The sequence below is a fragment of the Rhodococcus sp. H-CA8f genome, assembly GCF_002501585.1.
GTDB lineage: Bacteria > Actinomycetota > Actinomycetes > Mycobacteriales > Mycobacteriaceae > Rhodococcus_F > Rhodococcus_F erythropolis.
The window spans coordinates 4,962,117-4,986,989 of sequence record NZ_CP023720.1 but is presented as its reverse complement, the minus strand read 5'-3'; the positions used below and the strand labels follow the sequence as shown (position 1 = coordinate 4,986,989).

Here is a 24,873-nt window from a genome sequence, read left to right as displayed (position 1 = left end):
AAGAAAATTCGTTCACTGAATGGACGCTAGGATGAACTCATGCCTACTCACGAGCAATCACCGGCCATGGTCGCGCGGGTGGCGGCACTTCTGCGAGCCCTCGGCGCCTCTGAGCCAACGGGCATTTCCACCACGGAATTGGGCAAGGTCACCGGCCTCGCTCGGCCCACCGCGCACCGACTGCTCACGTCTTTGGCTGCCGAAGGACTGGTCGACCGTGACGCACGAACCGGTCGGTGGTCTCTCGGCCCGGAGTTGTACCTCCTGGGCGCCGCGGCCGGAAATCGGTACGACATCACCGACCGCGCTCGCGACATCGTCGACGACCTCGCCCGGGTCACGGGGGAGAGTGCATTCCTCTCGGCACGTCGCGGCGACGAGACCGTCTGCATCTTGAGTCAGGAAGGCAGTTTTCCGCTGCGATCTCACGTGCTGCACGAGGGGAAGCGATTCCCGTTGGGGGTCGCGTCGGCGGGGCTTGCCATCTTGAGTCACCTACCGACGCGGGACGTCGACGACTATTTCGCCCGAGTGAATCTGGAGTCGGAATGGGGTGAGATCCACAGTGAGGCATCAATCCGCGAGCGAATCGAGTCGACGCGTGTCACCGGCTATGCCGTCAATCCAGCCCTCATCGTCGAGGGAAGCTGGGGGATGGGTGCCGCGGTGTTCGACCGCAACGGGCGCCCGGACTGGGCGCTGAGTCTGACCGGAGTGGAAACCCGCTTTCGGCCCACACGTCATGCCGAGTTGGGAACGCTACTTCTCGAGTACGCTCATACACTGTCGAACCGACTGAAAACGCATGCAGTGGTCTAACTTTCGAGAACTGCGTCATGCGCAGCAGCAGTTCTTGCCTTCGTTCGCACGTGGGCCTTCTCGCCTTGCGGGCCGAACAGATGCAAGATCTCCACTATCTGGTTGTCGGCGGGCCCGAACCAATGGGGCTCGGCGGTGTCGAACTCCGCGACTTCACCGGGGTGCAGGACAACCTCGTTCGTACCCAGAATGAGACGCAGATCCCCGGCGAGGACGTAGAGCCATTCGTAGCCGGCGTGGGTGACGAGCTTCGGTGGACGTGGACCGATCACCTGTTTGAACACCTGCACGCGTCCGGGATAGCGCGTCAACGGAACGACGGCACTGCCGTTCTTGCGTCGGCTCGGGGTGAGATGGACCCGAGGATCGCCCGTGGCGGGAGCGCCGACGAGTTGGTCCAGCGCGACCCGGTGAGCACGCGCGAGCGGTAACAGCAGATCGAGGGTGGGACGACGCTTACCCGATTCGAGTCGCGACAGTGCGCTGACGGAGATTCCGGTGGCGTCGGACAGGGCCTCGAGGGTCAGATCGCGATCCCGACGAAGCGTTCGCAGTCTCGGTCCGATATCGGTAAGCAACTGCTCGAGTTCGGCGTCCATGCGCTCATCTTTGCAGTTTCTGCAAATTTCTTACCGGCTTCGCGGGCCGGGTTGCGACGATCTTTTCGACTGGCGAGCACGGCAGAACACTTCGAGAGATGGAGTCCGAGATGAAACCTTCGAGCGGGATCGACGAACCGAAAGTGATCGGACTTGACGCACGCCGCCGGTGGGGCATTCTGGCCATCTGCTGCACGAGCTTGTTCGTCGTCGGGTTGGACACGACCATCGTCAACGTCGCTCTCCCCGCGATCGGGGAGGGATTCGGCGTCGGAACCGTTGGTCTCGAATGGATCGTCAACGCGTACACACTCGTCTTGGCAAGCTTGCTGATCTCGTCCGGCGCCCTGGCCGACAGGTTCGGTAGAAGGCGGATTTTCCAGATCGGACTGGTCGTTTTCGGGGTGGCGTCGATCGTCTGCGCGCTGGCCCCGTCGGTGGGAGTTCTGATTGCGGCGAGGTTCGCGCAGGGAGTCGGTGGGTCGATGCTCAGTCCGGTGGCCCTGGCGATCGTCGTCAACGTGATGACCGACCCGAAGGAGCGAGCCAAGGCGATCGGCGTGTGGGCTGCGGTCTTCGGTCTGAGCATGGCAGCAGGACCGATAGTCGGCGGAGTCCTCATCGAGAGCTTCGGCTGGAGATCCGTTTTCTGGATCAACGTGCCCGTCATCGCGGTGGTTCTTGTGCTGACCGCGGTGTTCGTACCGCAGTCCCGGGCTGAACAACCTCGACGTCTCGACTTACCGGGGCAGGTGCTTCTGATGGTCGTCGTGGGCGGATCCGTGGCTCTGCTCATCGAAGGCCCACGAATCGGGTGGCTGGCCTCCGGTGCAATCGCGGGTTACGTCGCCGTCGCCGCCGCGCTGGCAGCGTTCGTCCGGGTCGAATCGAGAAAGAGCGAGCCGCTCATGGACCCCTCGCTGTTTCGGCACCGACCGTTCACCGGGGCAGTACTCGGCGCGATCGTGGTGTTCGTGGCACTCAACGCGACGCTGCTTCTGGGCACCTTCTACCTTCAACAGGCGCGTGAAATGACTCCCGCCGCCGCGGGCGCGATGACACTACCGATGGCTGTCGCCGCAACCATCTGTGCGCCGTTGTCGGGGATTCTCGTCGGGCGCTTCGGTGCACGATTGCCGTTGCTGATCGCCGGAAGCTTCACCGCGCTCGGCGGACTGTGCCTGGTCTCTCTCGACAACAGCACAGGCACTTCGACGTTGCTCGTCGCGTACCTGTTCCTCGGTATCGGCTTCGGTTTCTCGAATGCTCCGATCACCAACACCGCCGTCAACGGACTACCGAGATCGCAGGCAGGCCTTGCCGGCGGGATCACCTCCAGTGCAAGGCAGTTCGGCGCTGCTCTCGGTGTGGCGCTGGCCGGCGGCATGATCGCAGGCAGCGCACAATCAGACATCGCCGAGGCATCGAGAGCGGGTTGGATCCTTGTTGTCGCCTGTGGGCTCGTGGTTCTTGTCATCGCCCTGGCGTCGGGAGGTTCCGAGAAGACGAAGGGGTGAGGAGCGTGAGTTCACCCTGCGCGGGTGATTCCAACGCCGCTGCCGCCGGATAGAGATTATGGGGTATCTGATCGTCGTATCCGAGCGGGGAGAGCCATGTGCCAGACACCTAAGGACGCAACACCGGCCACCGTGGCGGTGAACCGCGAAGCGGTCACGCGGTACGCCATGGATGACCGGCAAGATTTTGTCGACGCGGATCGTGGCTTGATCGCACCGTTGCCTGGCAATGTTCTCGGCGACGACGGGCATGTGGTCTTCGACCCCGAGGCATTGGCGTACATCGGTGACGACGTTCCGGCGCCGGACACCGTCAATCCCAGTTTGTGGCGCCAGAGTCAGGTAATTCGCCGGGGTGGGCTCTACCAGGTGACGGATCGCCTCTACCAGGTGAGAAACAACGACATCGCAAACCTGACGGTCGTCGAGGGTGACGAAGGCCTGATCATCATCGACTGCATGGCGGGAGTCGAATCAGCGCGCCAGGGCATGAAGATGATTCGCGAGCACGTCAGCGACAAGCCGGTTGCAGCGATCATCTACACGCACACCCATATCGACCACTACGGCGGAGTCAAAGGCATTATCGACGTCGAGGACGTTGCATCGGGAAAGGTGCCGATCATCGCGCCGGGCACGATCGCATCGTTCGACAAGTTCGCAATCGGCGAGAATGTTGTCGCCGGCAATGCCATGGCGAGGCGGTCGTTCTATGCCTTCGGCGGATTGCTCGACCTCGGTCCGAAAGGGGCGGTCTCGTGCGGGATCGGCGTGCTCAGCACCAAAGGCCCTCAGATCTCGTATATTTCCCCCACCGACGGCATCACCGAAACCGGAACGAAGCGAGAAATTGCGGGTCTGGAGTTCGAATTCCTCTATGCACCCGATACCGAGGCTCCGGAGGAGATGCACATCTGGATCCCCGAACTCGCCGCACTGACGTGTGCGGAGAACGCAAATCATTCACTCCACAACATCCAGACCCTGCGCGGTGCGCGTACCCGCGATGCCCGTAATTTCGCGCGATACCTGGACGAGACTTTGGAACGGTGGGGCGACGACGCGGCGGTTCACTACGGACCGCACACCTGGCCGGTGTGGGGCAACGAGAACCTCGTTGGCTTCATCGAATCACAAAGGGATACCTACAAATACATTCACGACCAGGCGCTCCGGCTGGCGAACAAGGGATACACGCCGCTCGAAGCTGCCGAGGTGATCGAGCTACCCGAGGAACTCGGCCGCAAGTGGCACAACCGCGGTTACCACGGAACTTTGCATCATGACGTGCGTGCCGTGTACACCAAGGAATTGGGAATGTGGGACGGCGATCCGGTGACGCTTCATCCACATCCACCGGTCGAGTCGGCGAAGAGGTTCGTCGATCTCCTTGGGGCGCAGAAGATCCTGGATGAGGGTAAGCGAGCATTCGACGCCGCAGACTACCGGTGGGCGGCAGAGATCCTGCACAAGTTGGTGTTCGCTCAACCGGAGAACACCGAGGCGAAGAACCTTCAGGCTGACGTTTACGAGCAGATGGGGTATCAAGCCGAGGGACCTCAGTGGCGAGGTATCTACCTTTCGGCAGCGTTGGAATTGCGTGAGGGCTCGCAACCCCCGCCGTACATCACTGCGAGCGAAGACAGCGTCCTCGCGATGCCCATCGATATCTTGTTCGACTTCGTAGCAGTGCATCTCATCGGAGACAAGGCAACTGACGTCGACCTCCACATCGATTTCGTGTTCACCGATCACGACGACGAGACCTGGACGGCCTGGGTCAGGCGCGGCGTCCTCAATGCCCGCCGGGGCGCGGCGTCGAACACGCAACTGACGGTGTCCGGGCCGAAAGCTGCACTGATCGGCGCACTTCTGCAACCGGGCGCGGCTGCGGAACTTGCCAAAGCCGGGAAGATTTCGCTCACCGGAGACGAATCGGCGCTGGAGACATTGGGAGGGCTGCTGGATACCTTCGATCCCAGTTTCAATATCGTCACGCCGTGAGGAAGGGATAGTTTTCGATGTGTACACGCTTGGTCTACTTGGGGCCCAACGACACTGTGATCACTGCTCGATCGATGGATTGGAAGGTTGATCTCGGAACCAATCTCTGGGCATTTCCGCGGGGCATGACGCGCGAGGGTTGCGCGGGTTTGAACTCGATTCAGTGGACGTCGAAATACGGAAGTGTTGTCGCAACGGCCTACGACATGTGCACAACCGATGGGGTCAACGAGGCAGGACTGTCTGCAAATCTCTTGTGGTTGGTCGAGTCCGAGTACCCGGCATACGACGGCTCGACTCCGGGTCTGTCCATCGCAGCGTGGGCGCAGTATGTTCTGGATTGTTTTGCGACAGTTCAGGAAGCAGTCGAGGTCTTGGCAGCGGAACCGTTCACCGTCGTGACTGCTGCTGTTCCCGGTGAAGACCGTCTCGCTACCCTTCACATGTCACTCTCGGACGCCAGGGGAGACAGTGCGATCATCGAATACGTCGGTGGACGCGCGACTATTCATCACAGCCGTGAGTACCAGGTGATGACAAATTCTCCGATCTTCGATCAGCAACTCGCGGTCAACGAGTACTGGAAGCAGATCAACGGGACTGTGATGCTGCCCGGAACGAACCGTGCCGCTGACAGATTCGCCCGCGCGTCGTTCTACGTGGATGCGATACCGCAGACGGACGATCCGCGGTCCGCGTTGGCGTCGACGTTCAGTGTCATTCGCAATGTCTCGGTGCCGCTGGGTATTTCGACTCCAGACGAGCCCAACATCTCGTCGACCCGCTGGCGTACGGTGGTCGATCACAAACGCGCGCTCTATTTCTTCGAGTCCGCGATGACCCCGAATACGTTCTGGGTGGATGTGGCGTCGATGGATCTCGGGGAGGGGACGCCCGTCCGCAAGCTCGGGCTGGGCCCGAACGAGAGCACGGTCTACTCCGGAGACTCCACCGACCAGTTCGAACGGGCGGAGGCATTCACGTTCGCAGGAGCGTAGGGATTCGGGGACCCACGAAAACCCAATTGTGAAACTTCTTGACATTTCTACTCCGTTCAGATGAAACTTTGTTGCATATTCGGGTTTCGTCAACGGAGGACGGCATGGGCATCACAGTGCAGACACGGAACGATGGTGCGCAGCTCAAACGGCGCAGGGCGCTCGTCGCCGGCTCCGTCGGAAATTTCATCGAGTGGTACGAGTTCGGTGTGTACGGGTTCTTCGCGACGATCATCGCGTCGAACTTCTTCAGCGCCGACGGCTCCGGCGACCTCGAAAGCCTGATCAAGACCTACGCGTCGTTTGCGCTGGCCTTCTTCTTCCGCCCAGTGGGGGCCGCGCTGTTCGGCCGACTCGGTGACCGCATCGGCCGACGCCCCACCTTGGTGATCGTTCTTCTGCTGATGTCGGGTGCGACGACCCTGATCGGTGTGCTCCCCACCTACGAGAGCGTCGGAATTCTGGCACCGCTGCTCTTGACGGTTCTTCGGATCCTTCAGGGACTGTCGGCCGGAGGCGAGTTCGGCGGCGCGGTGTCGGTGATGACCGAGTTTGCGCCCCCGGGACGACGCGGACTGTACGGGTCGTGGCAATCGTTCACGGTCGCGCTCGGATTGCTCGCCGGTGCCGGAATCGCGGCGCTCCTCGCGACAGTTCTCGACTCCGGTCAGCTCAACGACTGGGGCTGGCGCATCCCGTTCCTCCTTGCACTTCCGATGGGCCTGGTCGCCCTGTGGCTCAGGCTCCGACTCGAAGAAACGCCGTCGTTCGAGCGTGCCCGCGCAGTCCAGTCCGAACCGACAGTTGATGCGGCGACGCCGGTAGTGCAGCCGACCGTCGGCGAGACCGCCAGGGCGATCCTGCTCGGCATCGGTCGGTTGATGGGTTGGTCTGCGGCGGGTTACACGTTCCTCGTCGTGATGCCGACTTATCTTCAGAGTTCACTCAACGCGACATTCCATCAGGCACTGGTTGCTTCGGTACTTGCCAATGCCGGCTTCGCAGTGACGATTCCGCTTGCGGGCGGGCTCAGTGATCGCATCGGGAGACGCGCGGTCATGCTCACCGGCACCGTTTTGATCTTGGTCCTTGCGTTGCCGCTGCTCAACGTCCTGCAGAATGAGCAGACGTCTCTGACCGCCAAGGGATTTGCAGTGTTTGCCGCCGGCGCCGCAGTGGGACTTGTCGCCGGACCCGGACCCGCCATGCTCTCCGAGATGTTCCCCACCTCGGTCCGGTACACCGGATTGGGACTCGCATACTCCCTGTCCAACGCGGTCTTTTCGGGCTGCGCCGGTCTGATAATCACGTGGCTGATCAAGGAAACTTCCAATCTCGATATTCCGGCCTACTTCGTGATGGCAACGTGCGCCGTCAGCGCGATCGCTTTGAGTACCTTGCGAGGAAATGCCCACAAGCGGGCACTCGTCGACTGACCGCAGCTTGCCCGAATGCCGAAACGATCCGAGTAAGGGAAATTTCATGAGAGTCATCGGCCTGATGTCCGGTACTTCGTACGACGCTATCGATGCTGCCGCAGCAGATATCCGGATCGACGGGGACACTCTTGTGCTGACCCCACTGGGGATGGTCAGCGAACCATATTCCGGTGAGTTGCGGGCAGCGGTGGCCGCTGCGGTACCGCCTGCGTCCACCACTGTCGGTCAGATCTGCCAACTCGACACCGAGATCGGGCAGGCATTCGCGGCCGTGGCTGCGCGGGCGAACGCGGAACTGTGTGGCGGCAGTGCGGAATTGATCTCCTCACATGGGCAGACGATGTTTCACTGGGTCGAAGGAGCGCAAGTAAAGGGCACTCTCCAACTCGGGCAGCCGGCCTGGATAGCCGAGAAGACCGGATGCACCGTCGTGTCGGACCTGCGCTCTCGCGACGTGGCGACGGGTGGACAGGGTGCACCATTGGTCAGCGCGTTCGACGTATTGTGGCTCAACGGAAGAACTTCGGGTTCCGTCGCGCTCAATCTCGGTGGCATCGCGAACGTCACTGCTCCGGGTGGCGGCGGTACGACGGCAGATGGTCCCGCAGTACCGATTGCCTTCGACACCGGCCCGGCAAATGCGCTGATCGACGCGGCGGTAAGCGAATTCACTGCGGGGGAGCAGTGGTTCGACCTCGGTGGCGCTCTGGGTGCAGCCGGCACGCCGAACGTCGATCTGCTCGCACATCTACTGAGCGAACCGTATTACACGCAGCCCGCTCCCAAGAGCACGGGCAAAGAATTGTTTCATCGGGACTATCTGCTCGCCGCTCTGCGGGGCTACGAGTCGTTGTCTCTGGCAGACATCGTCGCGACTCTGACTGCACTTACGGCCCGGACCGTCGCCGATTCCGTCAAAGCACTCGCGGCCACCGAAGTGGTGGTGTCAGGTGGTGGCACCAAGAATCCGACGTTGATGGCGATGCTCCGTGACGAACTGGGCGACATCGCGCTTGTCTCTTCGGACGAACTCGGAGTCACCTCCGACATCAAGGAAGCATTGGCTTTCGCGGTTCTCGGCTTCCTCACCGCACACGGATTGCCCGGCAGTATTGCTTCGTGCACCGGTGCGCGTCACGCCAGTGTGCTCGGATCTTTGACGCCAGGAAGCCGTGGGCTGCCTAGAATCACATCGGTGCCGTCAGCTCCGAAAATGATGCGAATCGAGGCGTTATGACTTTGGACCGGAGTGCTCCGGCGTCCGTCGACCTGCTTGCTCGTATTCGCGCATCGCTGAGCAGCCTCTCACCTGCCGAGCTGCGGATCGCCGAAATCATCGAAGCCGACCCCAGCCTGGCGTCCACACTGACGGTCAACGATCTTGCCGAACGAGCGTCGACAAGCACGGCGACAGTGGTCCGCACAGCCAAAAGGCTCGGCTTCGAGGGGTATCCCCAGCTTCGTCTGGCATTGGCGGCCATCAGCGGTTCCGCGTCAAGTGATTCGATTCCACTCGGTGTGGACATCGTTGCCGCCGACTCTGCCAGTGAAGTCATGGCCAAACTCGCCGAGTTCGAATCCGAACAACTCAAGGGCACAGCACAATTGACTGACCCTGTTGCACTCGAAGCAGTGGTGTCGCGGATTCGATCCGCCCGCCGGGTCGAGGTGTACGGCATCGGCGCGTCAGGCATCGTCGCGCAAGACCTCACGTTGAAGCTCTCGCGGATCGACGTCAACTGCCGGGTTCATCTCGACCGAGACGCGGCCATGGTCAGCGCCAGTTTGCTCGGGCCGGACGACATAGCAGTGGGAATCTCGCATTCCGGCGAGACTTCTGATGTGGTCGAACCGCTTGCCCTTGCCCGTCGTACCGGGGCGTCGACGGCCGCGATCACCGGCGGGGCGCGGTCGACGCTCGCTGTGCAGTCACACCACGTTCTACTCACTGCCGGTAGAGAATTCGGTTTCCGGTCGGCAGCAATGGCAAGCCGCACCGGCCAGTTGTTGGTAGTCGACACAATTTTTGCGATGGTCGCGCACTCGCTGCCGAGCGCCCTGTCTGCGCTGCAACGAAGTCATGATGCCATTGCTTCGAAGCGTCACTGACGAGGAGTCGTCGCTGTGATTACTGACGAGGAGTCGTCGTAGTGAAATTTGATCGAGGAGGACTCGCCACAATGCAATTGGACATGCTGTCTACCGAGAGACCGAACCCTCTCACCCGCGATCTCGACGTCATGTCGGTGTCGGATCTGCTGACGGTGATGAACCAGCAGGACGCAATCGTGGCCGACGCGGTCGCGGCGGTGTTACCGGCCATCGAAGCCGCAGTCGATTCGATCGTCACCGCTCGGGCACAAGGTGGTCGGCTGATCTACCTGGGAGCTGGGACCAGTGGGCGTCTGGGAGTGCTCGACGCGGTGGAATGCCCTCCGACTTTCGGGACCGATCCAGGCGAGGTGATCGGAATCATCGCCGGTGGCCCGGGAGCGTTTCTGAACGCCGTCGAGGGAGCAGAGGACGATCCGCGAGCGGCTGGGGCCGACCTCGACGCAATCTCGTTGAACGCCACGGACGTCGTGGTGGGTCTGGCGGCGAGTGGTCGTACTCCCTATGTCATCGGGGGACTTGATCATGCCCGCGCACTCGGCGCCGCAACAGTGGCAGTCTCGTGCAACCGAAATGCGGCAATGAGTTCGCACGCCGGAGTGGCCATCGAAGTGGAGACCGGCCCCGAGATCCTCACCGGATCGACGAGGCTCAAGGCCGGGACTGCACAGAAGATGGTGTGCAACATGCTTTCGACGGCAAGCATGGTCCGTTCCGGCAAGGCGTTTCACAACCTGATGGTCGACCTTCGGCCTACCAACGCCAAACTGGTCGATCGTGCAAACCGGATCGTCGCGGCAGCCACCGGAGTGGATACCGAGATCGCTTCGGAGACCATCGAGAATGCCGACGGTCATGTGAAGGCAGCGGTCGTCATGTTGTTGGCCGAATGCGACTTCGCCGAAGCATCCGAATTGTTGGATCGCGCTTCGGGTTCCGTACGCGAGGCCATCGTCGGAGCCGGCAAGAGCAGAGAGGAAGCCTGAATGGAAATCGTCATAGTTCCCAGTCCGGAAGACGGCGGGCGAATCGCTGCCGACATCGTTTGCGGCGCAATCGAAAACGGAGCCCGGACGCTCGGCCTCGCGACGGGATCGTCACCGCTGCACACGTATCGGGAGCTGATCAAGCGGCATCGAGAATCGGGAGTGTCGTTCGCGGCGATGAGCGCGTATCTTCTCGACGAGTACGTAGGTCTCACGCCCGATCAGCCGCAGTCCTACGCGCACACCATCCGCACGGAACTCGTCGATCACCTCGACATCGACAATGCGCGAGTGTTCAGCCCCGATGGCGGAGCCGCCGATCCCAGTGAAGCTGCACGGCGTTACGACGCTGCCATCGTCGACAACGGTCCCATCGACGTGCAGATTCTCGGCATCGGTCTCAACGGGCACATCGGCTTCAACGAGCCGTCCTCCTCACTCACATCGCGTACCCGAGTGAAGACCTTGACCGAAAGGACCCGCGCCGACAACGCGCGGTTCTTCGCAGACCCAGCCGATGTGCCGCATCACGTGATCACGCAGGGTCTCGGAACCATCAGTGATGCAAAGCATCTTGTGCTGATTGCGGAGGGGGCGCGCAAAGCCCCCGCGGTCCGGGCTGCGATTGAAGGTCCGGTGTCGGCGTTCTGCCCGGCATCGGTACTTCAGTTGCATCCGCACGTGACAGTCGTCGTCGACGAGGCAGCGGCCGGTGAACTCCAACTAGCGGACTTCTACCGCTACACAACCGAGCACAAGCCGGCCGAGCAGGGCTACTGAAAAGCGGGTTACTGAAAAGCGGGCTACTGAAAAGCGGACTTGATCTCCAGCGCAGTTGAGGTCCTAGCCTCGGGGCATGATCAACGCTAGAGGTTCAGCGGTATCCCCGCGGGCGCCCCGGATTTTCTCACCACCGCTCAGGGTCGCGATCGTCGGAGCGGGGCCGGCGGGAATCCACGCTGCCGGCGCTCTCGCTGAACTGGCTCCTGGCACCAAGATAGACATGTTCGAGCGTCTACCGACGCCGTACGGACTCGTGCGCTACGGTCTCGCCCCAGGGCACGCCGAGTCCGAAAAGTTCGTCGATTCTCTGCACACCGTGCTGGTCGCCAGTGACTTCCGGCTGTTCTGCAACGTAGAGATCGGAAAGGACCTTTCCGTCGAGGACCTACGTTCTTCCTACGACGCGGTGATCATTGCAACCGGTGCGCCGCGGGATGCACTACTCGACATTCCAGGCGTCGAGCTTCCCGGTTCATTCGGGGCCGCCGATTTTGTCGGTTGGTACAACGATCACCCCGACGCCCCCCAACATTGGCCCCTGCACGCCGAGTCGGTGGCAGTGATCGGCGGCGGCAATGTCGCGCTCGATGTCACGCGGATGCTCCTCGTAGAGGCGCAATCGCTGCAGGCCACGGACGTCTCCGACGAAGTTCGGGAAGGGATCGCCGGCAGTCGCGTTCGTGAAGTACACATCTTTGTCCGGCGCGGACCCGCCGACGCTCGATTCTCCCCGAACGAGTTGCGCGCTCTCGGTGAACTACCCGGCGTAGATGTTGTCGTCGATGCTGCCGATGTCGCGCCGGACCGGCATATCGAGCGGATGACAAAACAGTTGGTGCACGCCCGACTGGCAGTCGAGACACTCCGTGGTTTCGCGGACACTGCACCTGCCGACCGAACTGCCCAGCGTCGAGTTCACCTGCACTTCTACCGACAGCCCGTGGAGATTCTCGGTAACGGGAAAGTCGAGGCACTCCGCGTCGAGCGGACTGACCCCGACGGCTACGGTCACGTCACCGCTTCGGGTGTCTGTACCGACTATCCGGTTCAAGCTGCGTACCGGGCAATCGGATTCCTCGGCACGCCACTTGCCGGGGTGCCCTTCGATCACGGGCGCGGCATAGTTTCGCACCGGAGCGGCGCGGTGGTCGACGAGAGCGGTCTACCGATCGCGGGCTTGTTCGTGACCGGTTGGATGAAGCGCGGTGCCGCGGGGCTGATCGGTGCGGCGCGGCCAGACGCCCGCCAAACAGTCGAAACGATGCTGCGCCAACTTGATTCGTTCGGCGGGCGCCGAGCAGATCGCAGCCGGATCGAGGAGGTCCTCGCGGCCGGCGATCTGTTTCCCGTCGATTGGGAAGGATGGCTTCGTATCGATGCCGCCGAAAAGGACCTCGGTGTCGAGCACGGACGTCCACGCGTCAAGATCGGTGACCGCGAAGAACTCGTTCGTATCGGCACGAAGTCGGCAGTTCACGCCGAATAGATTCGCTGGGGTCAGAGGTACCGCCGGGGTTACGCTGAAATGAGTCGCCTCGATTCATCGTGCTCGAGGTGCGGAGCAGAACTCATGAATGAACGTGGTGCGCAGGCCAGTGACGCGACAGTCGCGAGCGGGCCCCTGACCGAACGGGGCACCGTCACCGAGTTGCGCCTGTCCGCACTGCCAGTAGTACGTGGCGAATCGAACGATGCCGACGGTCTCGGGCGCCTGGTCGGGGACTGGGAGGCGGGACGAACGCCGTCCGACCTGAGTGAATATCTGCCCGATCCAGCCAAGATTCGTCGGGGCGCGCTGATCGAACTGGTCGGAATCGACATGGAGTACCGCTGGCTGAAGAATGACGGTCCGAAACGACTCACGGAGTATTGCGCCGAGTACCCGGAATTGCTCGAAGAGCCACTACCGGCCGAGCTTCTGTACGAGGAGTTCCGGCTGCGGAAGCAGGGCGGGGAGGACGTCGTAGCGGCCGAGTACCTCAGCGAGTTCCCTTTGCAGGCAGAGGGTTTCGAGCGGTTGTTCGACCGTGATTCGATGGCCGGCCGCGAAGACGTGATGATGTTGGGGCTCTCGGGTTTCGACGAGTTCGAGATCGGGCAGCGCCTCGATGATTTCGAACTGGTGTTGGAACTCGGGCACGGTGCATTCGCCCGAGTGTTCCTGGCACGGCAACTGTCGATGCAGCGGTGGGTTGCGTTGAAAATCTCGCGCAACGTCGGGGTCGAGCCGCAGACTCTCGCCCAACTCGACCATCCCAACATCGTTCGTGTCTTCGATCAACGGCTGCTCGAGGAACGCGCACTGCGAGTTCTGTTCATGGAATACGTGCCAGGCGGGACCTTGCTCGACGTGGTCAAACTTGTCCGCGTGACACCGCAGGCTCAGCGGTCCGGACAACTACTTCTCGACGCCATCGATCAGACCCTGGCGAAGAAGGGGGAGATGAAACCGAGCGAGACGAGTTTACGGAGCGAGATCGCAGCGATGTCGTGGCCGGAGACCGTGGCCTGGATGGGAATGAGACTGGCCGACGCCCTCGAGTACGCGCGTGAGCACGGCGTACTACATCGGGACATCAAGCCGGCGAACGTACTTCTCAGTGTCGAAGGCATTCCCAAACTCGCCGATTTCAACGTCAGTTCGAGCGAGGAGGTTTCGACCGAGGATGCTGCCTGCTTTGTCGGAGGCTCGCTTGCCTACATGTCTCCAGAGCAGTTGGAGGCCTGTGCCGTGGGGTCTCCCGGCACACTCGACACCCGTAGCGACATCTATGCACTCGGCGTGATGCTGTGGGAACTCCTCACCGGGAGTAGGCCTTTCACGGACGACGGCACGGGGGAGAACCCACCGTCGCCCAAGAAGGCGCTCGAGGCACGTCGGCGTGGGGTGGATCCCGCGGCCGAGGCCCGGTTACCGGACGACTGTCCGCCGGCGCTGCGCCGAGTGCTGGTGAAGTCTCTTTCGCCCGAGAGGGACGGAAGGTGGTCTGGCGGACGAAAGCTTGCCCGTCAGTTCGCACTGTGTCTGGACCGGTCTGCCCGGAACCTGGTGGACCCGCCGGAAGGGAGCCCGCGTTCGACGTTGTGGAAATGGGCACTGCCGATTCTTCTGGCCGCGATCGGAATTCCGAATCTCCTGGCGGCAGGCTACAACTACTACTACAACAAGATGCTGATCATCTCGGGACTCTCGCCCCAGGCTCAGCAGCACCTCGAGCAGGTTCATCTGGTCATCGGGGTGGCCGCGTTCTCGCTCGGTGCCGCGGCGATCCTGTATTGGTGCCGGCTTGCGCTCACTGTGCCTCACGGACTGCGTCACGGTCAGACGTACAGCGCGGAGGTCTTGAACAAAGCCCGTACCGCGACGCTGAACGTCGGACACCGCGCGGTGGTGATCGCATTCGGTCTGTGGGTCCTGGCCGGTATCGCATATCCAGTTGCGTTGCAGATTGCCGCCGGAGGTATTCCGCAACGAGCATACGTGCACCTGATGTCGTCGCTGGCAGTGTGCGGCGCCGTCGCAGTCGCGTATCCGTTCTTCATCCTGACGTACTACTCGGTTCGATGTCTGTATCCGATCTTGTTGTCACACGGCGAGTTACGAAGCGACGACGGACGCGATATTCGCTCGTTGGGTCGGAGCAGCACGCGTTACCTCGCAGTCGCGGCGTCGGTTCCACTGGTGGGAATCGCGGGACTCAGTTTTGTCGGTTCCGGGGCCGGGGAGGAACTCAACGCAACCGTCCGTGCGCTGTGTCTGGGCGGGATCGCGGGCTTCATCGTTGTGTATCAACTGTTTCGACGGATCGAAAGTGATCTCCGAGCACTGCTGCGCGTTGTGTCTCTCGAGGTGTCGGCGTCTCCGTAATTGCCTGACAACCGCACCCGGGTTGGCCTATTTGGCAGTGCTCTTGCGCGGTCGGCTGCGACGAACTGCTTTGGTGGGCGGCGGAGACTTCTCTTCTGATTCTTCCTGAGGGTCGTCGCGCCAGTGAATCTCGATTTCTATCTCGACCTCGTTGCCGTCGACTTCGATCTCGAGTTCCCACCGAACCTGTTCCGGAACACTGATTTCGATCGAGTCCCCACCCGACCCCAGTTCCACTTCCGATCCACTGGCGAGGGCCTGGCCGAGGGCGATGAGTCGGTCGGCGACTTCCTGCCGTGAGAGTTGTGACTTCCTCTTGATCTCCAATTTGGGCACGATCACTCCTGACCTCGGCGGATTCTCCCCTTCACCGTAGTTGGAACAAACGGAAGATTGTTACCTTTGGACGATGTCGACCCGCTACCACGTCACCTCCGCCTTGAACCGTGCGTCGATCCAGCGGTATGGATTGGACTGGCGCCGAATGGGCTCAGCTCGCGGAATCGCAGGAAGTCTACGAGCAGAGCAGGAGGGATGCTTCCTCGCCAGCGACGAGGGCGAACGGGACTGGTTTGTCAGAATGAACAACACCGGCGGCGCGGTTGACGTATGGGAAGTCGACGGTATCGACGCTGCATCTCTTGTTCAGTCGCCGGAGGGGCACTACTACTTCCCCGGCGTCATCGCCGCCGCTGAACTGCGACTGGCGCAACAAGACCTACCCCCAGTTCATCTCCCATGATTCCCGGGCCCGTTCGTCCTGTTCGGAGCGCTGACGAATCGGTCGGCAAATCCGCGTAGGCGAGGATTTTCGCGAAAGTCTGGGTTCAGTCCAGAAGATTGCGCAATAGTGGAAAGGTGCCTTCGACGCCGGATTATGCAGCCCAACTGCGTAACGCTGAGCTTCGCGTGACTCGTCCCAGAGTCACGGTGCTCGAGGTTGTGCATGCACGCCCACACGCAGCCACCGAGACTGTCTTCGATGCTGTGCGGGCTGTTCTGCCGGGGGTGTCGCGGCAGGCGGTCTACGACGTGTTGCACGCTCTCACCGACGCCGGGCTGATCAGGCGGATCCAACCGTCCGGATCGGTGGCGCTGTACGAGTCTCGCGTCGGTGACAACCACCATCACGTCGTCTGCCGGTCCTGTGGGGCCGTTGCAGATGTCGACTGTGCAGTCGGAGAGGCACCGTGCTTGACGCCGTCGGCGCACAACGGCTTCGTCCTCGATGAAGCCGAGGTCATCTACTGGGGCCTGTGTGCCGACTGTTCGACAACTCAGAGTTTGCGATCACACCCGTGATCGAAGTCCGTTCTACTCGCTCATGGAGGGATTACCGTGTCCGATAGTTGCCCGGTTGCTCACGATGGAAACACCGCGAGCACCAGCGAAAGTGAAAACCCCGCGATCCCGTCTCCGACACCGACCGGGAATCGTCCGAGAACCAACCGGGACTGGTGGCCGAATCAGCCGGATCTCTCTGTCTTGCATTCACATTCGTCGAAGTCGAATCCCATGGGTGCCGACTTCGACTACGCCCAGGAATTCGCCAAACTCGATGTCGAGGCGCTCAAGCGCGACGTCATCGCGCTGATGACGGCGTCGCAGGATTGGTGGCCGGCCGACTACGGACACTACGGCGGACTCTTCGTGCGTATGAGCTGGCACGCTGCCGGCACCTATCGCATCGCAGACGGCCGCGGCGGTGGCGGTCAAGGCGCTCAGCGTTTCGCCCCGCTCAACAGTTGGCCGGACAACGCCAGCCTCGACAAGGCACGTCGCCTGCTCTGGCCGGTCAAGCAGAAGTATGGAAAACAGGTTTCCTGGGCCGACCTGCTGGTGTTCGCAGGCAACTGCGCTCTGGAGTCGATGGGGTTCAAGACCTTCGGCTTCGGCTTCGGCCGAGAAGACATCTGGGAGCCCGAGGAGATCTACTGGGGTCCTGAGGACACCTGGCTCGGCGACGAGCGCTACAGCGGAGACCGTGAACTGTCCGGACCGCTCGGCGCAGTTCAGATGGGCCTGATCTACGTCAATCCCGAAGGACCCAACGGACAACCGGACCCGGTAGCGGCCGCCCGCGACATCCGAGAAACCTTCGCTCGCATGGCGATGAACGACGTGGAAACGGCCGCGCTGATCGCCGGCGGCCACACCTTCGGCAAGACACACGGTGCCGGTCCGGCCGACCTCGTCGGACCCGAACCGGAAGGCGCACCCGTCGAGCAACAGGGACTGGGCTGGAAGAGCGCCTTCGGTACGGGCGTGGGTAAGGACGCGATCACCAGTGGTCTCGAGGTCGTGTGGACTCCCACTCCGACGAAGTGGGACAACACTTTCCTGGAGATTCTGTACGGATACGACTGGGAGCTGACCAAGAGCCCGGCGGGTGCGTGGCAGTGGATCCCGAAGGATGGCGCGGGGGCCGGCACGATCCCGGATCCGTTCGATTCGTCGGCCGGACGTACTCCGACGATGCTGACCACCGACCTCTCCCTACGCCTGGATCCGACGTACGAGAAAATCACACGGCGTTGGCTCGATCATCCCGAAGAATTCGCTGAAGAGTTCGCCAAGGCTTGGTACAAGCTCCTGCATCGCGACATGGGACCGGTCACGCGCTACCTTGGACCGTGGGTTCCCGAACCGCAGTTGTGGCAGGACCCCGTTCCCTCGGCCGATGATCAACTGATCGGGGACGCGGACATCGCGATCCTCAAGAGTCGACTTCTCGATTCCGGGCTGTCCGTCTCACAGTTGGTATCGACCGCGTGGGCGTCGGCCGCGAGCTTCCGCAGCACTGACATGCGCGGCGGCGCCAACGGTGCGCGAATCCGCTTGGAGCCGCAGAAGAACTGGGAAGTCAACGAGCCCGCAGCCCTCTCCGCGGTGCTTCAGACCATCGAGCGAGTTCAGCAGGAATTCAACCAGGCTGGTGGAGCCAAGGTTTCACTCGCCGACCTGATCGTTCTGGGTGGTACAGCGGCAGTCGAGCAGGCCGCGAAGAACGCCGGACAAGACATCACGGTCTCGTTCACGCCGGGACGTACGGATGCGACTCAGGAGCAGACAGACGTCGACTCGTTCGAGGTACTCGAACCCCGGGCCGACGGATTCCGGAACTACCTCAAGGGAGGGGAGAAGATTCCGGCAGAGATTCTGTTGGTCGACCGCGCGTACATGCTGTCGCTGACCCCGCCCGAGGTGACAGTTCTGGTCGGCGGACTTCGCGCGCTGAACGCGAACTTCGGCAAGACCGGCCACGGGGTGTTCACCGACCGTCCCGAGACGTTGACCAACGATTTCTTCGTCAACCTTCTCGACATGGGTACCGAGTGGAAGCCGTCGAAGACGGAAGAGAACGTCTACGACGGGGTTGATCGGGCGACTGGAGATCCGAAGTACACGGCAACTGCGGTCGACCTTGTTTTCGGATCGAATTCGCAACTGCGCGCACTCTCCGAGGTGTACGCCAGCGAAGACGCGAAGCAGAAGTTCGCCGAGGACTTCGCTGCCGCCTGGACCAAGGTGATGGATCTCGACAGGTTCGACGTCAACTGATTCAGCAGATTAGCCGACGGCGCCCCGCGAGCTTTGTTCTCGCGGGGCGCCGCCGTTTCCCGCACGTGGTCGGGTGAACCACGCCGGATGGAGCCGTTGAAATCTGCAGATCTGCGGTGGTGGCCGGTTGACGAACTCCCGGAGAAGTTGGTCGACCACGAGCGTTTCGTGATCGAAGCCCACCACGCCGGTCAGCTCGCACCCATCCACAGTTACGGCTTCTGACCGAGCGAGGATCCAATTCAGGCTTCGCTCGCAACGATGACCGGGCAGTGAGCTTTTCGAATCATTGCACTGCTCGTGGTGCCGAGAGCGGTGTCGTCGAACGAACCTCGGCCGCGCCGGCCCACGACGAGAAGCCTTGCTTCGGTGGAGAGTTGTTCCAGAATGGCAACCGAAGGGCCGTCGAACTCGATCTGTCGGATGGTGACGCCGGGGTAGAGCGTGGCCCAACCTGACAGTTGCCACGTCAGCGGCGTCGAATGCTGGGGCGCGTGCCCGGCTGCGAAGTTTCGACTCAGCTCGGCCTCCGGCGGGGCAGCGTGCACGACGACCAGTTCGGTGCTCGCCGCCTCGGCTTCCTTGAATGCAATGGCCAAAGCGCTTTCGCTGTAGGCGCTTCCGTCCAAACCGACGACAACGGGAAGATCAGCCGTAGCCTGGCTTTCACACGAAGTTCCGACTGTTGCGAATGAACATGCCGGGGCGGGTGCAGTGAGATCGTCCTGTGGTGTGACGATCAGCGGGTTGACGATCAAGGCAGCCTCGGACGTCAACGCGGTGAGAATTGCGGTGTTCTCCCCGGAGATCAGATCGGTCCGGATCCGAAGATCTGGCGACACCGACTCTGCGATCTGAATGGCTTCCATGAACAGGCCGGTCGGTGATGCCGAGGTATTCGGATCGCCGGTGTTCGGATCTGCGGAGTTCGGAGCTACGAAAACTATTCGCATCCAGAGACTGTGGCGATGCGCGAACTCGGCCGCCCACGTGATCACGTCGGTGCGCAGCGGGGATCCATCGATGCACACGACGACCGCTCCGTCTGCGGACCACTCCGAGGTGAAGACGTCAGTCGAAAGTTGGGAGGTCATTCCGAGCTCCTCGCGTTATGTCTGTCGAAGGTTCTGCTGAATGCGAACTGGCTTGCAGGACAGTGCCGAACAGCAATCCTGCAACTACTATCGAGCAAGCGGCAGTTGTCAGGGGCAACCACACGAGCGTCGTGACTGCGAACATGAGGACGAGCAACGGCATCAGGAGATGGCCGGGTTTCGCTCGGCGTTCAACCTGCTGACTTTCTGCCCAAGCTCGATACTTCGTGCCGTCATTCATGTCGTTTCACCTCTGTGCTTACCGTGGAAACCGGCTTGTGACCAAGCAGTCCGACGTGCGCCTCGTCGCGCATCCTCTCGACCATGTGGGGGTAGTGCAGTTCGAATGCCGGCCGCTCACTGCGGATTCGGGGGAGTTCGGTGAAGTTGTGTCGTGGTGGCGGGCAGGACGTCGCCCATTCGAGTGAGTTTCCGAATCCCCAGGGATCGTCGACCGTCACGATCCGTCCGTACCGATAGCTCTTGAAAATGTTCCAGATGAACGGAATCGTCGAGGCTCCGAGCACAAACGCGCCGACGGTCGAGATCGTGTTGAGAAGAGTGAAATTGTCCGACGGCAGGTAATCCGCGTACCGCCGAGGCATACCCTGAGCGCCGAGCCAATGCTGGACGAGAAATGTCGCGTGAAAGCCGATCAGTGTCAACCAGAAGTGAATCTTGGCGAGCTTCTCGTCCAACATCCGGCCGGTCATTTTCGGGAACCAGAAATAGATTCCGGCGTATGTCGCGAACGCGATTGTTCCGAAGAGGACGTAGTGGAAATGCGCGACAACAAAGTACGAGTCGGTGACATGAAAGTCCAGGGGCGGGCTTGCGAGAATTACGCCGGAGAGTCCGCCGAACAGGAATGTGACCAGGAAGCCGACGGAGAACAGCATCGGCGACTCGAAAGTCAACTGCCCCTTCCACATCGTGCCGATCCAGTTGAAGAACTTGACTCCGGTGGGAACTGCGATGAGGAAGGTCATGAACGAGAAGTAGGGGAGGAGAACGGCGCCGGTTGCGTACATGTGGTGCGCCCACACAGCGATCGACAGAGCTGCAATTCCCAGTGTTGCGTAGACCAATCCGGTGTATCCGAAGATCGGCTTGCGGCTGAAGACAGGGAAGATCTCGGAGACTATGCCAAAGAACGGAAGCGCCAGAATGTAGACCTCGGGATGGCCGAAGAACCAGAACAGGTGCTGCCACAACATGACTCCACCTGTCGCGGGGTCGAACAAATGCGCTCCCAGGTGCCGGTCCACCCACAGCCCGATCAAGGCAGCAGCGAGCAGCGGAAAAACGAGGAGGATCAGCATGCTGGCGACCAGCGCATTCCACGTGAAGATCGGCATGCGGAACATCGTCATCCCGGGGGCCCGCAGGCAGACGATCGTCGAAACGATGTTGACTGCGCCGAGGATGGTGCCGACGCCGCCGAGAGTAAGCCCGATGATCCACAGGTCGGCACCCATACCGGGGGAGTGGAGTTCGCTGGTGAGTGGCACGTAAGCGGTCCAGCCGAAATCTGCTGCACCACCGGGTGTTACGAACCCGGCGGAGGCGATCAGGCCGCCGAAGAGATACAACCAGTAGCTGAACGCATTGAGCCGCGGGAAACACACGTCCGGCGAGCCGATCTGCAGCGGCATGAGGTAGTTGGCGAATCCGAAGAAGACCGGGGTCGCGTACAGCAAGAGCATGATCGTGCCGTGCATGGTGAACAACTGGTTGTACTGCTCGTTTGACAGGAATTGCATTCCCGGGACAGTCAATTCCATGCGCATGAGCAGCGCCATCAGTCCGCCGATCAGGAAGAAGGCAAACGATGTCACGATGTACATCAGCCCGATCATCTTGTGATCGGTGGTCCTCAGGATCTCGACCAGTTTCGAACCCTTCGGAGCGGTCCGGGGAGTTGCGCCGACGTGGATATCGACCTCGTCGACCGGCCGGGGCGCGAGATCAACCACGACGGCCGCCTGTGCGCATCGACGTGACGAAATACCGAGAATTCTTGGGACTGTGGAACATAAACGCAATGATCGCGGCGGCCACGACCTCGGACGAGGGGAAAAGGTCCCGAGGATCGGACAGGGCGGCATGGCGTAGATCACGTGGTCCGGTACGGTCGAAAGACAATTGTCCTTGCGGATGGAAAGCGAGTTGTCATGGCATGTCGTATCAGTGAATTGGTGCTCGGTTGCCGGGATCCTGAGGTTCTGGGGCGGTTCTGGTGCGAGGTCCTGGACTTCGTCGTGCTCGATCGAATGCACGACGGTTCTCTGGAGATCGGCCCGCGCGAAGGGTTCGGCGGTCCGCAGCCGACGATCATCCTCAGTCGCAGAGACGAACCGGAGAAGGGTAAGCCCCGCCTGCATATCGACGTCAACGCCACCGACCGCGATCAGGAAGCCGAACTGGAACGCCTATTGGGTCTTGGTGCGCGGCCGGCCGACATCGGCCAGACGGGGCAGGAACAATGGCATGTCCTGGCCGATCCAGAAGGTAACGAGTTCTGCCTGCTCAAGGCCCAACTGGATCCGCTCTGACGCTCAACGGTGCTGGATTGACAACGGACTTCGCCTGGGGCTCAGCGGAACTCGCCACACTAATTCGGTGACGCCGTTCTCGCTGGTGATGTTGCTCGAGCCGCCGCACTGACGAGCGCGGGTCGCCAGGTTGTCGAGACCGTGGATTCTGGTTGCCTGGTCGATTCCCACACCGTCGTCGACGATGCTGATGACAAGATCTTCCGTTGCCCGGATGGTGACGTCGATGGCGTTGGCATGGGCGTGCCGCAGAGCATTGCTCAACCCTTCTCGCACAACGGCTTCGGCGTGCGGGGCGAGTCGAGCCGGGACGGAACTGTCGATGGTCCCCTCGAAAGTGACGCTGGGAGTGATCGACGAGTGACCGGACAGACCGTTGACGGCGTCGAGTAATCGGCGTCGCAGGCTTGTGGGAGTCGACATCTCACTCGTGTGGAGGTCGAAGACTGCGGTGCGGATTTCGCGGACCGTTCGATCGAGTTGATCAACGGAGTTGTCCAACACCGTGCGAATGGTTTCCTCGTCGCCGGGACGTTGCAATGCCCCCTGCAAACTCAATCCGGTGGCGAACAACTGCTGAATGACGTGGTCGTGAAGATCACGCGCGATTCGGTCTCGATCTTCGAGGACGTCGACCAGTCGCTCTTTTCGTTGCTGTTCGGCGAATTCGACAGTGACAGCGGCGATGTCGGCCATTGCCGTCAGCTGCTCGATCTCATCGACGCCCCACGGACGATCGCTGCGGCGTGACGCGAAGAGGACGCCGCCGCCGAACGAGGTTCCCGACAATGGGAGTGCGACGACGGATTCCTCGCTGGAAACATGCAGTGCCGGAACAGCACTGGCGCTGGGGGCGGAAATCGTTCGCCGGCTGCGGGCAGCTTCGTCGATCACGGTTCCGGAAAGATCGAGAACTGTGCCGTCCGAGACGGTCATCCCGCGAGTCCGGGATTCTGCGACGTGAACACCCGGCCCTTCGCCGAGGTCGTAGCGAACTATGCACACCAGATTGCCGTCGGTGAGACGGCGCGTCGTGCGAACCAGTTCGGCCAGTGTCTCGTCGCGAGATCCTCCACTGAGCAGGCGTGCGTTTACGGCGGCGACGGCCTTGAGCCACGCTTCCCGCGTTTGGGATTCCTCGAACAGACGCGCATTGTCGATGGCGATGCTCGCAGCGTTTGCCAGAATCTGGAGTACGGCCTCGTCACGGTCGTCGAATGCAGTCCGTTCCGAGCTGTCCGCGAGGTAGATGCTGCCGAACACCTCGCCCCTGACGAAGATCGGAACACCGAGAAACGTGTCCATCGGTGGGTGATTGGTTGGAAACCCCGCCGAGGACGGGTGTGAGGCGATTCGGTCGGTTCGAACCGGACAAGGTTCTTGAACGACCAGGCCCAGCAGTCCGTGACCTTCGGGAAGATGCCCGATCTTGGCAACCTGCCCCTGATTCAAACCGGAATGGATGAAGCGGGACAAGCGGCCGTCGGGAGACTTCACGCCGAGCGCACCGTAGTCCGCTTCGAGCACATGTCTTGCGACATCGACTATCTGTTGCAGCGTTTCGTCGAGTTGGAGGGTGGACCCGACTGTCAATACGGCACTGAGCAGCTTGGGAATTGCAGTCGGGTTGAGGGCAGTCAGCTCTGCGCTTCCGGCGATGTCGCCGAAAAGGCTGAGCATGAGCGCGTCGCGGCTACCTGGCATGGTGTGTGCCTGTAGTGGCGGAGAATGGTGAACCGGACGGCGTCAGTAGGTGTGTGGTCGCCTGTCCCGATGGATCCGGGTAAGCAGTGCCCGCACGAAGCTTGGTCGCCAGAACTGCAGCCTGCGTTCGACGTTCGAGACCCAGTTTTTCGAGGATGCGTGAGACATAGTTCTTGACTGTTTTCTCCGAGAGTTCCGCGTGCGTGCTGATCTCTCGATTGCTCAGCCCCTTGCCGATCAACTCGAAGATCAACAGTTCCTGATCGGTCAACAGTGCTGCCGCAGTGCCCGACTCCTGCTCGGATCGGATGCGCCGGACCAAACCGACCACCGCCTGAGTGTTCAACAGCGATTTGCCGGTGGCGACCGTACGGATCGCGGATACCAGGTCGTGGCCGCGGATGTTCTTGAGGACGAATCCGCGTGCGCCGGCGATCAGGGCGTCGAGTAGGGCGTCGTCGTCGGAGTACGACGTGAGCATCAACGTGGCCGCTTCCGGACAGGTCGACGCCAGTTCCCGGCACAGTTCCACACCGTTGCCGTCGGGAAGTCTGACGTCCATGACGACCACGTCGGGTCGGCATTCGGGTATTCCATCCGAAGCTTCGCGAACACACGACGCCTCGCCCACAACGTTGAATCCCGATACCTGATTCAACAGGTCTGCCAATCCACGACGGACGATCTCGTGGTCGTCGACCAGATAGATGCCGATCGTCACGGTGGTCACCTCTTCCAGCTCGCGCCTGCCATCGATGTTACCGGACGGTAATGTACTGGCAAGGGCGGGTTGTTCGTCAAACGGTCGACAAAAAACCCGCGTCGAACGGTGCG

At 61.5% G+C, this 24,873-nt stretch carries 22 protein-coding genes; 16 read left to right on the top strand and 6 right to left on the bottom strand.

Going from position 1 to position 24,873, the window contains the following annotated elements:
- Window positions 1–39: 39 nt before the first annotated feature.
- Window positions 40–819: an IclR family transcriptional regulator gene (locus tag CPI83_RS23225; protein WP_021333887.1), complete on the top strand. Its 780-nt coding sequence runs from the start codon at window positions 40–42 to the stop codon at window positions 817–819.
- Here the strand turns inward: CPI83_RS23225 and CPI83_RS23220 are convergent.
- Window positions 816–1,418, bottom strand: a complete 603-nt coding sequence (locus CPI83_RS23220) for a helix-turn-helix transcriptional regulator (protein WP_070797293.1) — start codon at window positions 1,416–1,418, stop codon at window positions 816–818. The two genes, CPI83_RS23225 and CPI83_RS23220, sit on opposite strands and share 4 nt — an antisense overlap.
- 110 nt (window positions 1,419–1,528) lie before the next feature.
- Between CPI83_RS23220 and CPI83_RS23215 the strand changes: the two genes are divergently transcribed.
- The 10 genes from CPI83_RS23215 to CPI83_RS23170 all read left to right on the top strand — a co-directional run bounded on the left by CPI83_RS23215 (window position 1,529) and on the right by CPI83_RS23170 (window position 15,125).
- On the top strand, window positions 1,529–2,935 hold the full coding sequence (locus tag CPI83_RS23215; RefSeq protein ID WP_097388233.1) for an MFS transporter: 1,407 nt from the start codon (window positions 1,529–1,531) through the stop codon (window positions 2,933–2,935).
- A 96-nt stretch (window positions 2,936–3,031) separates the two neighbouring features.
- On the top strand, window positions 3,032–4,939 hold the full coding sequence (locus CPI83_RS23210) for an alkyl sulfatase dimerization domain-containing protein (protein WP_046378066.1): 1,908 nt from the start codon (window positions 3,032–3,034) through the stop codon (window positions 4,937–4,939).
- A gap of 17 nt (window positions 4,940–4,956) precedes the next feature.
- Window positions 4,957–5,937 carry a linear amide C-N hydrolase gene (locus tag CPI83_RS23205; RefSeq protein ID WP_047890143.1) on the top strand — a complete coding sequence of 327 codons (981 nt, stop codon included), beginning with the start codon at window positions 4,957–4,959 and terminating at the stop codon, window positions 5,935–5,937.
- A 104-nt stretch (window positions 5,938–6,041) separates the two neighbouring features.
- The gene (locus tag CPI83_RS23200; protein WP_019747533.1) at window positions 6,042–7,373 is read left to right on the top strand and encodes an MFS transporter; all 1,332 of its coding nucleotides are present in this window, start codon (window positions 6,042–6,044) and stop codon (window positions 7,371–7,373) included.
- A 46-nt stretch (window positions 7,374–7,419) separates the two neighbouring features.
- Window positions 7,420–8,613, top strand: a complete 1,194-nt coding sequence (locus CPI83_RS23195; RefSeq protein ID WP_019747532.1) for an anhydro-N-acetylmuramic acid kinase — start codon at window positions 7,420–7,422, stop codon at window positions 8,611–8,613.
- Window positions 8,610–9,485, top strand: coding sequence for a MurR/RpiR family transcriptional regulator (locus CPI83_RS23190; RefSeq protein WP_019747531.1), 876 nt, complete (start codon window positions 8,610–8,612; stop codon window positions 9,483–9,485). The genes CPI83_RS23195 and CPI83_RS23190 overlap by 4 nt, the downstream gene beginning before the upstream one ends.
- 71 nt (window positions 9,486–9,556) lie before the next feature.
- Window positions 9,557–10,474, top strand: coding sequence for an N-acetylmuramic acid 6-phosphate etherase (gene murQ, locus CPI83_RS23185; RefSeq protein WP_070797291.1), 918 nt, complete (start codon window positions 9,557–9,559; stop codon window positions 10,472–10,474).
- Entirely contained in the window at window positions 10,475–11,254 is a 780-nt protein-coding gene (nagB, locus tag CPI83_RS23180) for a glucosamine-6-phosphate deaminase (protein WP_020968669.1), read from the top strand. It abuts the gene before it with no gap.
- A gap of 76 nt (window positions 11,255–11,330) precedes the next feature.
- Window positions 11,331–12,743 carry an FAD-dependent oxidoreductase gene (locus tag CPI83_RS23175; RefSeq protein ID WP_097387759.1) on the top strand — a complete coding sequence of 471 codons (1,413 nt, stop codon included), beginning with the start codon at window positions 11,331–11,333 and terminating at the stop codon, window positions 12,741–12,743.
- Between the two features lie 84 nt (window positions 12,744–12,827).
- Complete coding sequence (locus tag CPI83_RS23170) at window positions 12,828–15,125, top strand: serine/threonine-protein kinase (RefSeq protein WP_069146096.1); 2,298 nt, start codon at window positions 12,828–12,830, stop codon at window positions 15,123–15,125.
- 27 nt (window positions 15,126–15,152) lie between these two features.
- On the opposite strand, the gene CPI83_RS23165 is transcribed toward CPI83_RS23170, so the two are convergent.
- Complete coding sequence (locus tag CPI83_RS23165; protein WP_024487387.1) at window positions 15,153–15,461, bottom strand: amphi-Trp domain-containing protein; 309 nt, start codon at window positions 15,459–15,461, stop codon at window positions 15,153–15,155.
- 73 nt (window positions 15,462–15,534) lie between these two features.
- Between CPI83_RS23165 and CPI83_RS23160 the strand changes: the two genes are divergently transcribed.
- The 4 genes from CPI83_RS23160 (at window position 15,535) to CPI83_RS23145 (ending at window position 18,911) form a co-directional block, all read left to right on the top strand.
- The gene (locus CPI83_RS23160) at window positions 15,535–15,867 is read left to right on the top strand and encodes a hypothetical protein (protein ID WP_037119238.1); all 333 of its coding nucleotides are present in this window, start codon (window positions 15,535–15,537) and stop codon (window positions 15,865–15,867) included.
- Between the two features lie 116 nt (window positions 15,868–15,983).
- Window positions 15,984–16,427 carry a Fur family transcriptional regulator gene (locus tag CPI83_RS23155; protein WP_019747524.1) on the top strand — a complete coding sequence of 148 codons (444 nt, stop codon included), beginning with the start codon at window positions 15,984–15,986 and terminating at the stop codon, window positions 16,425–16,427.
- Window positions 16,428–16,463: 36 nt separating this feature from the next.
- Window positions 16,464–18,686 (top strand): catalase/peroxidase HPI, encoded by a 2,223-nt coding sequence (gene katG, locus CPI83_RS23150; RefSeq protein ID WP_097387758.1) that lies wholly within the window; start codon window positions 16,464–16,466, stop codon window positions 18,684–18,686.
- 87 nt (window positions 18,687–18,773) lie between these two features.
- Entirely contained in the window at window positions 18,774–18,911 is a 138-nt protein-coding gene (locus tag CPI83_RS23145) for a hypothetical protein (RefSeq protein ID WP_019747522.1), read from the top strand.
- A 17-nt stretch (window positions 18,912–18,928) separates the two neighbouring features.
- Here the strand turns inward: CPI83_RS23145 and CPI83_RS23140 are convergent, their stop codons facing one another.
- Both CPI83_RS23140 and ctaD read right to left on the bottom strand, forming a co-directional pair.
- Window positions 18,929–19,780: a universal stress protein gene (locus tag CPI83_RS23140; RefSeq protein ID WP_020906508.1), complete on the bottom strand. Its 852-nt coding sequence runs from the start codon at window positions 19,778–19,780 to the stop codon at window positions 18,929–18,931.
- Window positions 19,781–20,013: 233 nt separating this feature from the next.
- Entirely contained in the window at window positions 20,014–21,756 is a 1,743-nt protein-coding gene (gene ctaD / locus CPI83_RS23130) for a cytochrome c oxidase subunit I (RefSeq protein WP_097387757.1), read from the bottom strand.
- Between the two features lie 198 nt (window positions 21,757–21,954).
- Between ctaD and CPI83_RS23125 the strand changes: the two genes are divergently transcribed.
- A complete protein-coding gene (locus CPI83_RS23125; RefSeq protein WP_020906510.1) occupies window positions 21,955–22,335 on the top strand; it encodes a VOC family protein in 381 nt (126 codons plus the stop codon).
- A gap of 3 nt (window positions 22,336–22,338) precedes the next feature.
- On the opposite strand, the gene CPI83_RS23120 is transcribed toward CPI83_RS23125, so the two are convergent.
- The gene (locus tag CPI83_RS23120; protein WP_021343146.1) at window positions 22,339–24,039 is read right to left on the bottom strand and encodes a GAF domain-containing protein; all 1,701 of its coding nucleotides are present in this window, start codon (window positions 24,037–24,039) and stop codon (window positions 22,339–22,341) included.
- A complete protein-coding gene (locus tag CPI83_RS23115; protein WP_020906512.1) occupies window positions 24,029–24,760 on the bottom strand; it encodes a response regulator transcription factor in 732 nt (243 codons plus the stop codon). Before CPI83_RS23115 ends, CPI83_RS23120 begins: the two co-directional genes overlap by 11 nt.
- Window positions 24,761–24,873: the final 113 nt, after the last annotated feature.

What these genes read in the sequence shown, in the direction of transcription:
- CPI83_RS23205 (WP_047890143.1), top strand. Translation starts at nt 4,957, where the DNA reads ATGTGTACACGCTTGGTCTACTTGGGGCCCAACGACACTGTGATCACT.
- CPI83_RS23225 (WP_021333887.1), top strand. Translation starts at nt 40, where the DNA reads ATGCCTACTCACGAGCAATCACCGGCCATGGTCGCGCGGGTGGCGGCA.
- CPI83_RS23195 (WP_019747532.1), top strand. Translation starts at nt 7,420, where the DNA reads ATGAGAGTCATCGGCCTGATGTCCGGTACTTCGTACGACGCTATCGAT.
- CPI83_RS23160 (WP_037119238.1), top strand. Translation starts at nt 15,535, where the DNA reads ATGTCGACCCGCTACCACGTCACCTCCGCCTTGAACCGTGCGTCGATC.
- CPI83_RS23200 (WP_019747533.1), top strand. Translation starts at nt 6,042, where the DNA reads ATGGGCATCACAGTGCAGACACGGAACGATGGTGCGCAGCTCAAACGG.
- CPI83_RS23215 (WP_097388233.1), top strand. Translation starts at nt 1,529, where the DNA reads ATGAAACCTTCGAGCGGGATCGACGAACCGAAAGTGATCGGACTTGAC.
- CPI83_RS23170 (WP_069146096.1), top strand. Translation starts at nt 12,828, where the DNA reads ATGAATGAACGTGGTGCGCAGGCCAGTGACGCGACAGTCGCGAGCGGG.
- CPI83_RS23125 (WP_020906510.1), top strand. Translation starts at nt 21,955, where the DNA reads ATGGCATGTCGTATCAGTGAATTGGTGCTCGGTTGCCGGGATCCTGAG.
- CPI83_RS23140 (WP_020906508.1), bottom strand. Translation starts at nt 19,780, where the DNA reads ATGACCTCCCAACTTTCGACTGACGTCTTCACCTCGGAGTGGTCCGCA.
- CPI83_RS23220 (WP_070797293.1), bottom strand. Translation starts at nt 1,418, where the DNA reads ATGGACGCCGAACTCGAGCAGTTGCTTACCGATATCGGACCGAGACTG.
- CPI83_RS23175 (WP_097387759.1), top strand. Translation starts at nt 11,331, where the DNA reads ATGATCAACGCTAGAGGTTCAGCGGTATCCCCGCGGGCGCCCCGGATT.
- CPI83_RS23120 (WP_021343146.1), bottom strand. Translation starts at nt 24,039, where the DNA reads ATGCCAGGTAGCCGCGACGCGCTCATGCTCAGCCTTTTCGGCGACATC.
- CPI83_RS23190 (WP_019747531.1), top strand. Translation starts at nt 8,610, where the DNA reads ATGACTTTGGACCGGAGTGCTCCGGCGTCCGTCGACCTGCTTGCTCGT.
- nagB (WP_020968669.1), top strand. Translation starts at nt 10,475, where the DNA reads ATGGAAATCGTCATAGTTCCCAGTCCGGAAGACGGCGGGCGAATCGCT.
- CPI83_RS23210 (WP_046378066.1), top strand. Translation starts at nt 3,032, where the DNA reads ATGTGCCAGACACCTAAGGACGCAACACCGGCCACCGTGGCGGTGAAC.
- CPI83_RS23145 (WP_019747522.1), top strand. Translation starts at nt 18,774, where the DNA reads ATGGAGCCGTTGAAATCTGCAGATCTGCGGTGGTGGCCGGTTGACGAA.
- murQ (WP_070797291.1), top strand. Translation starts at nt 9,557, where the DNA reads ATGCAATTGGACATGCTGTCTACCGAGAGACCGAACCCTCTCACCCGC.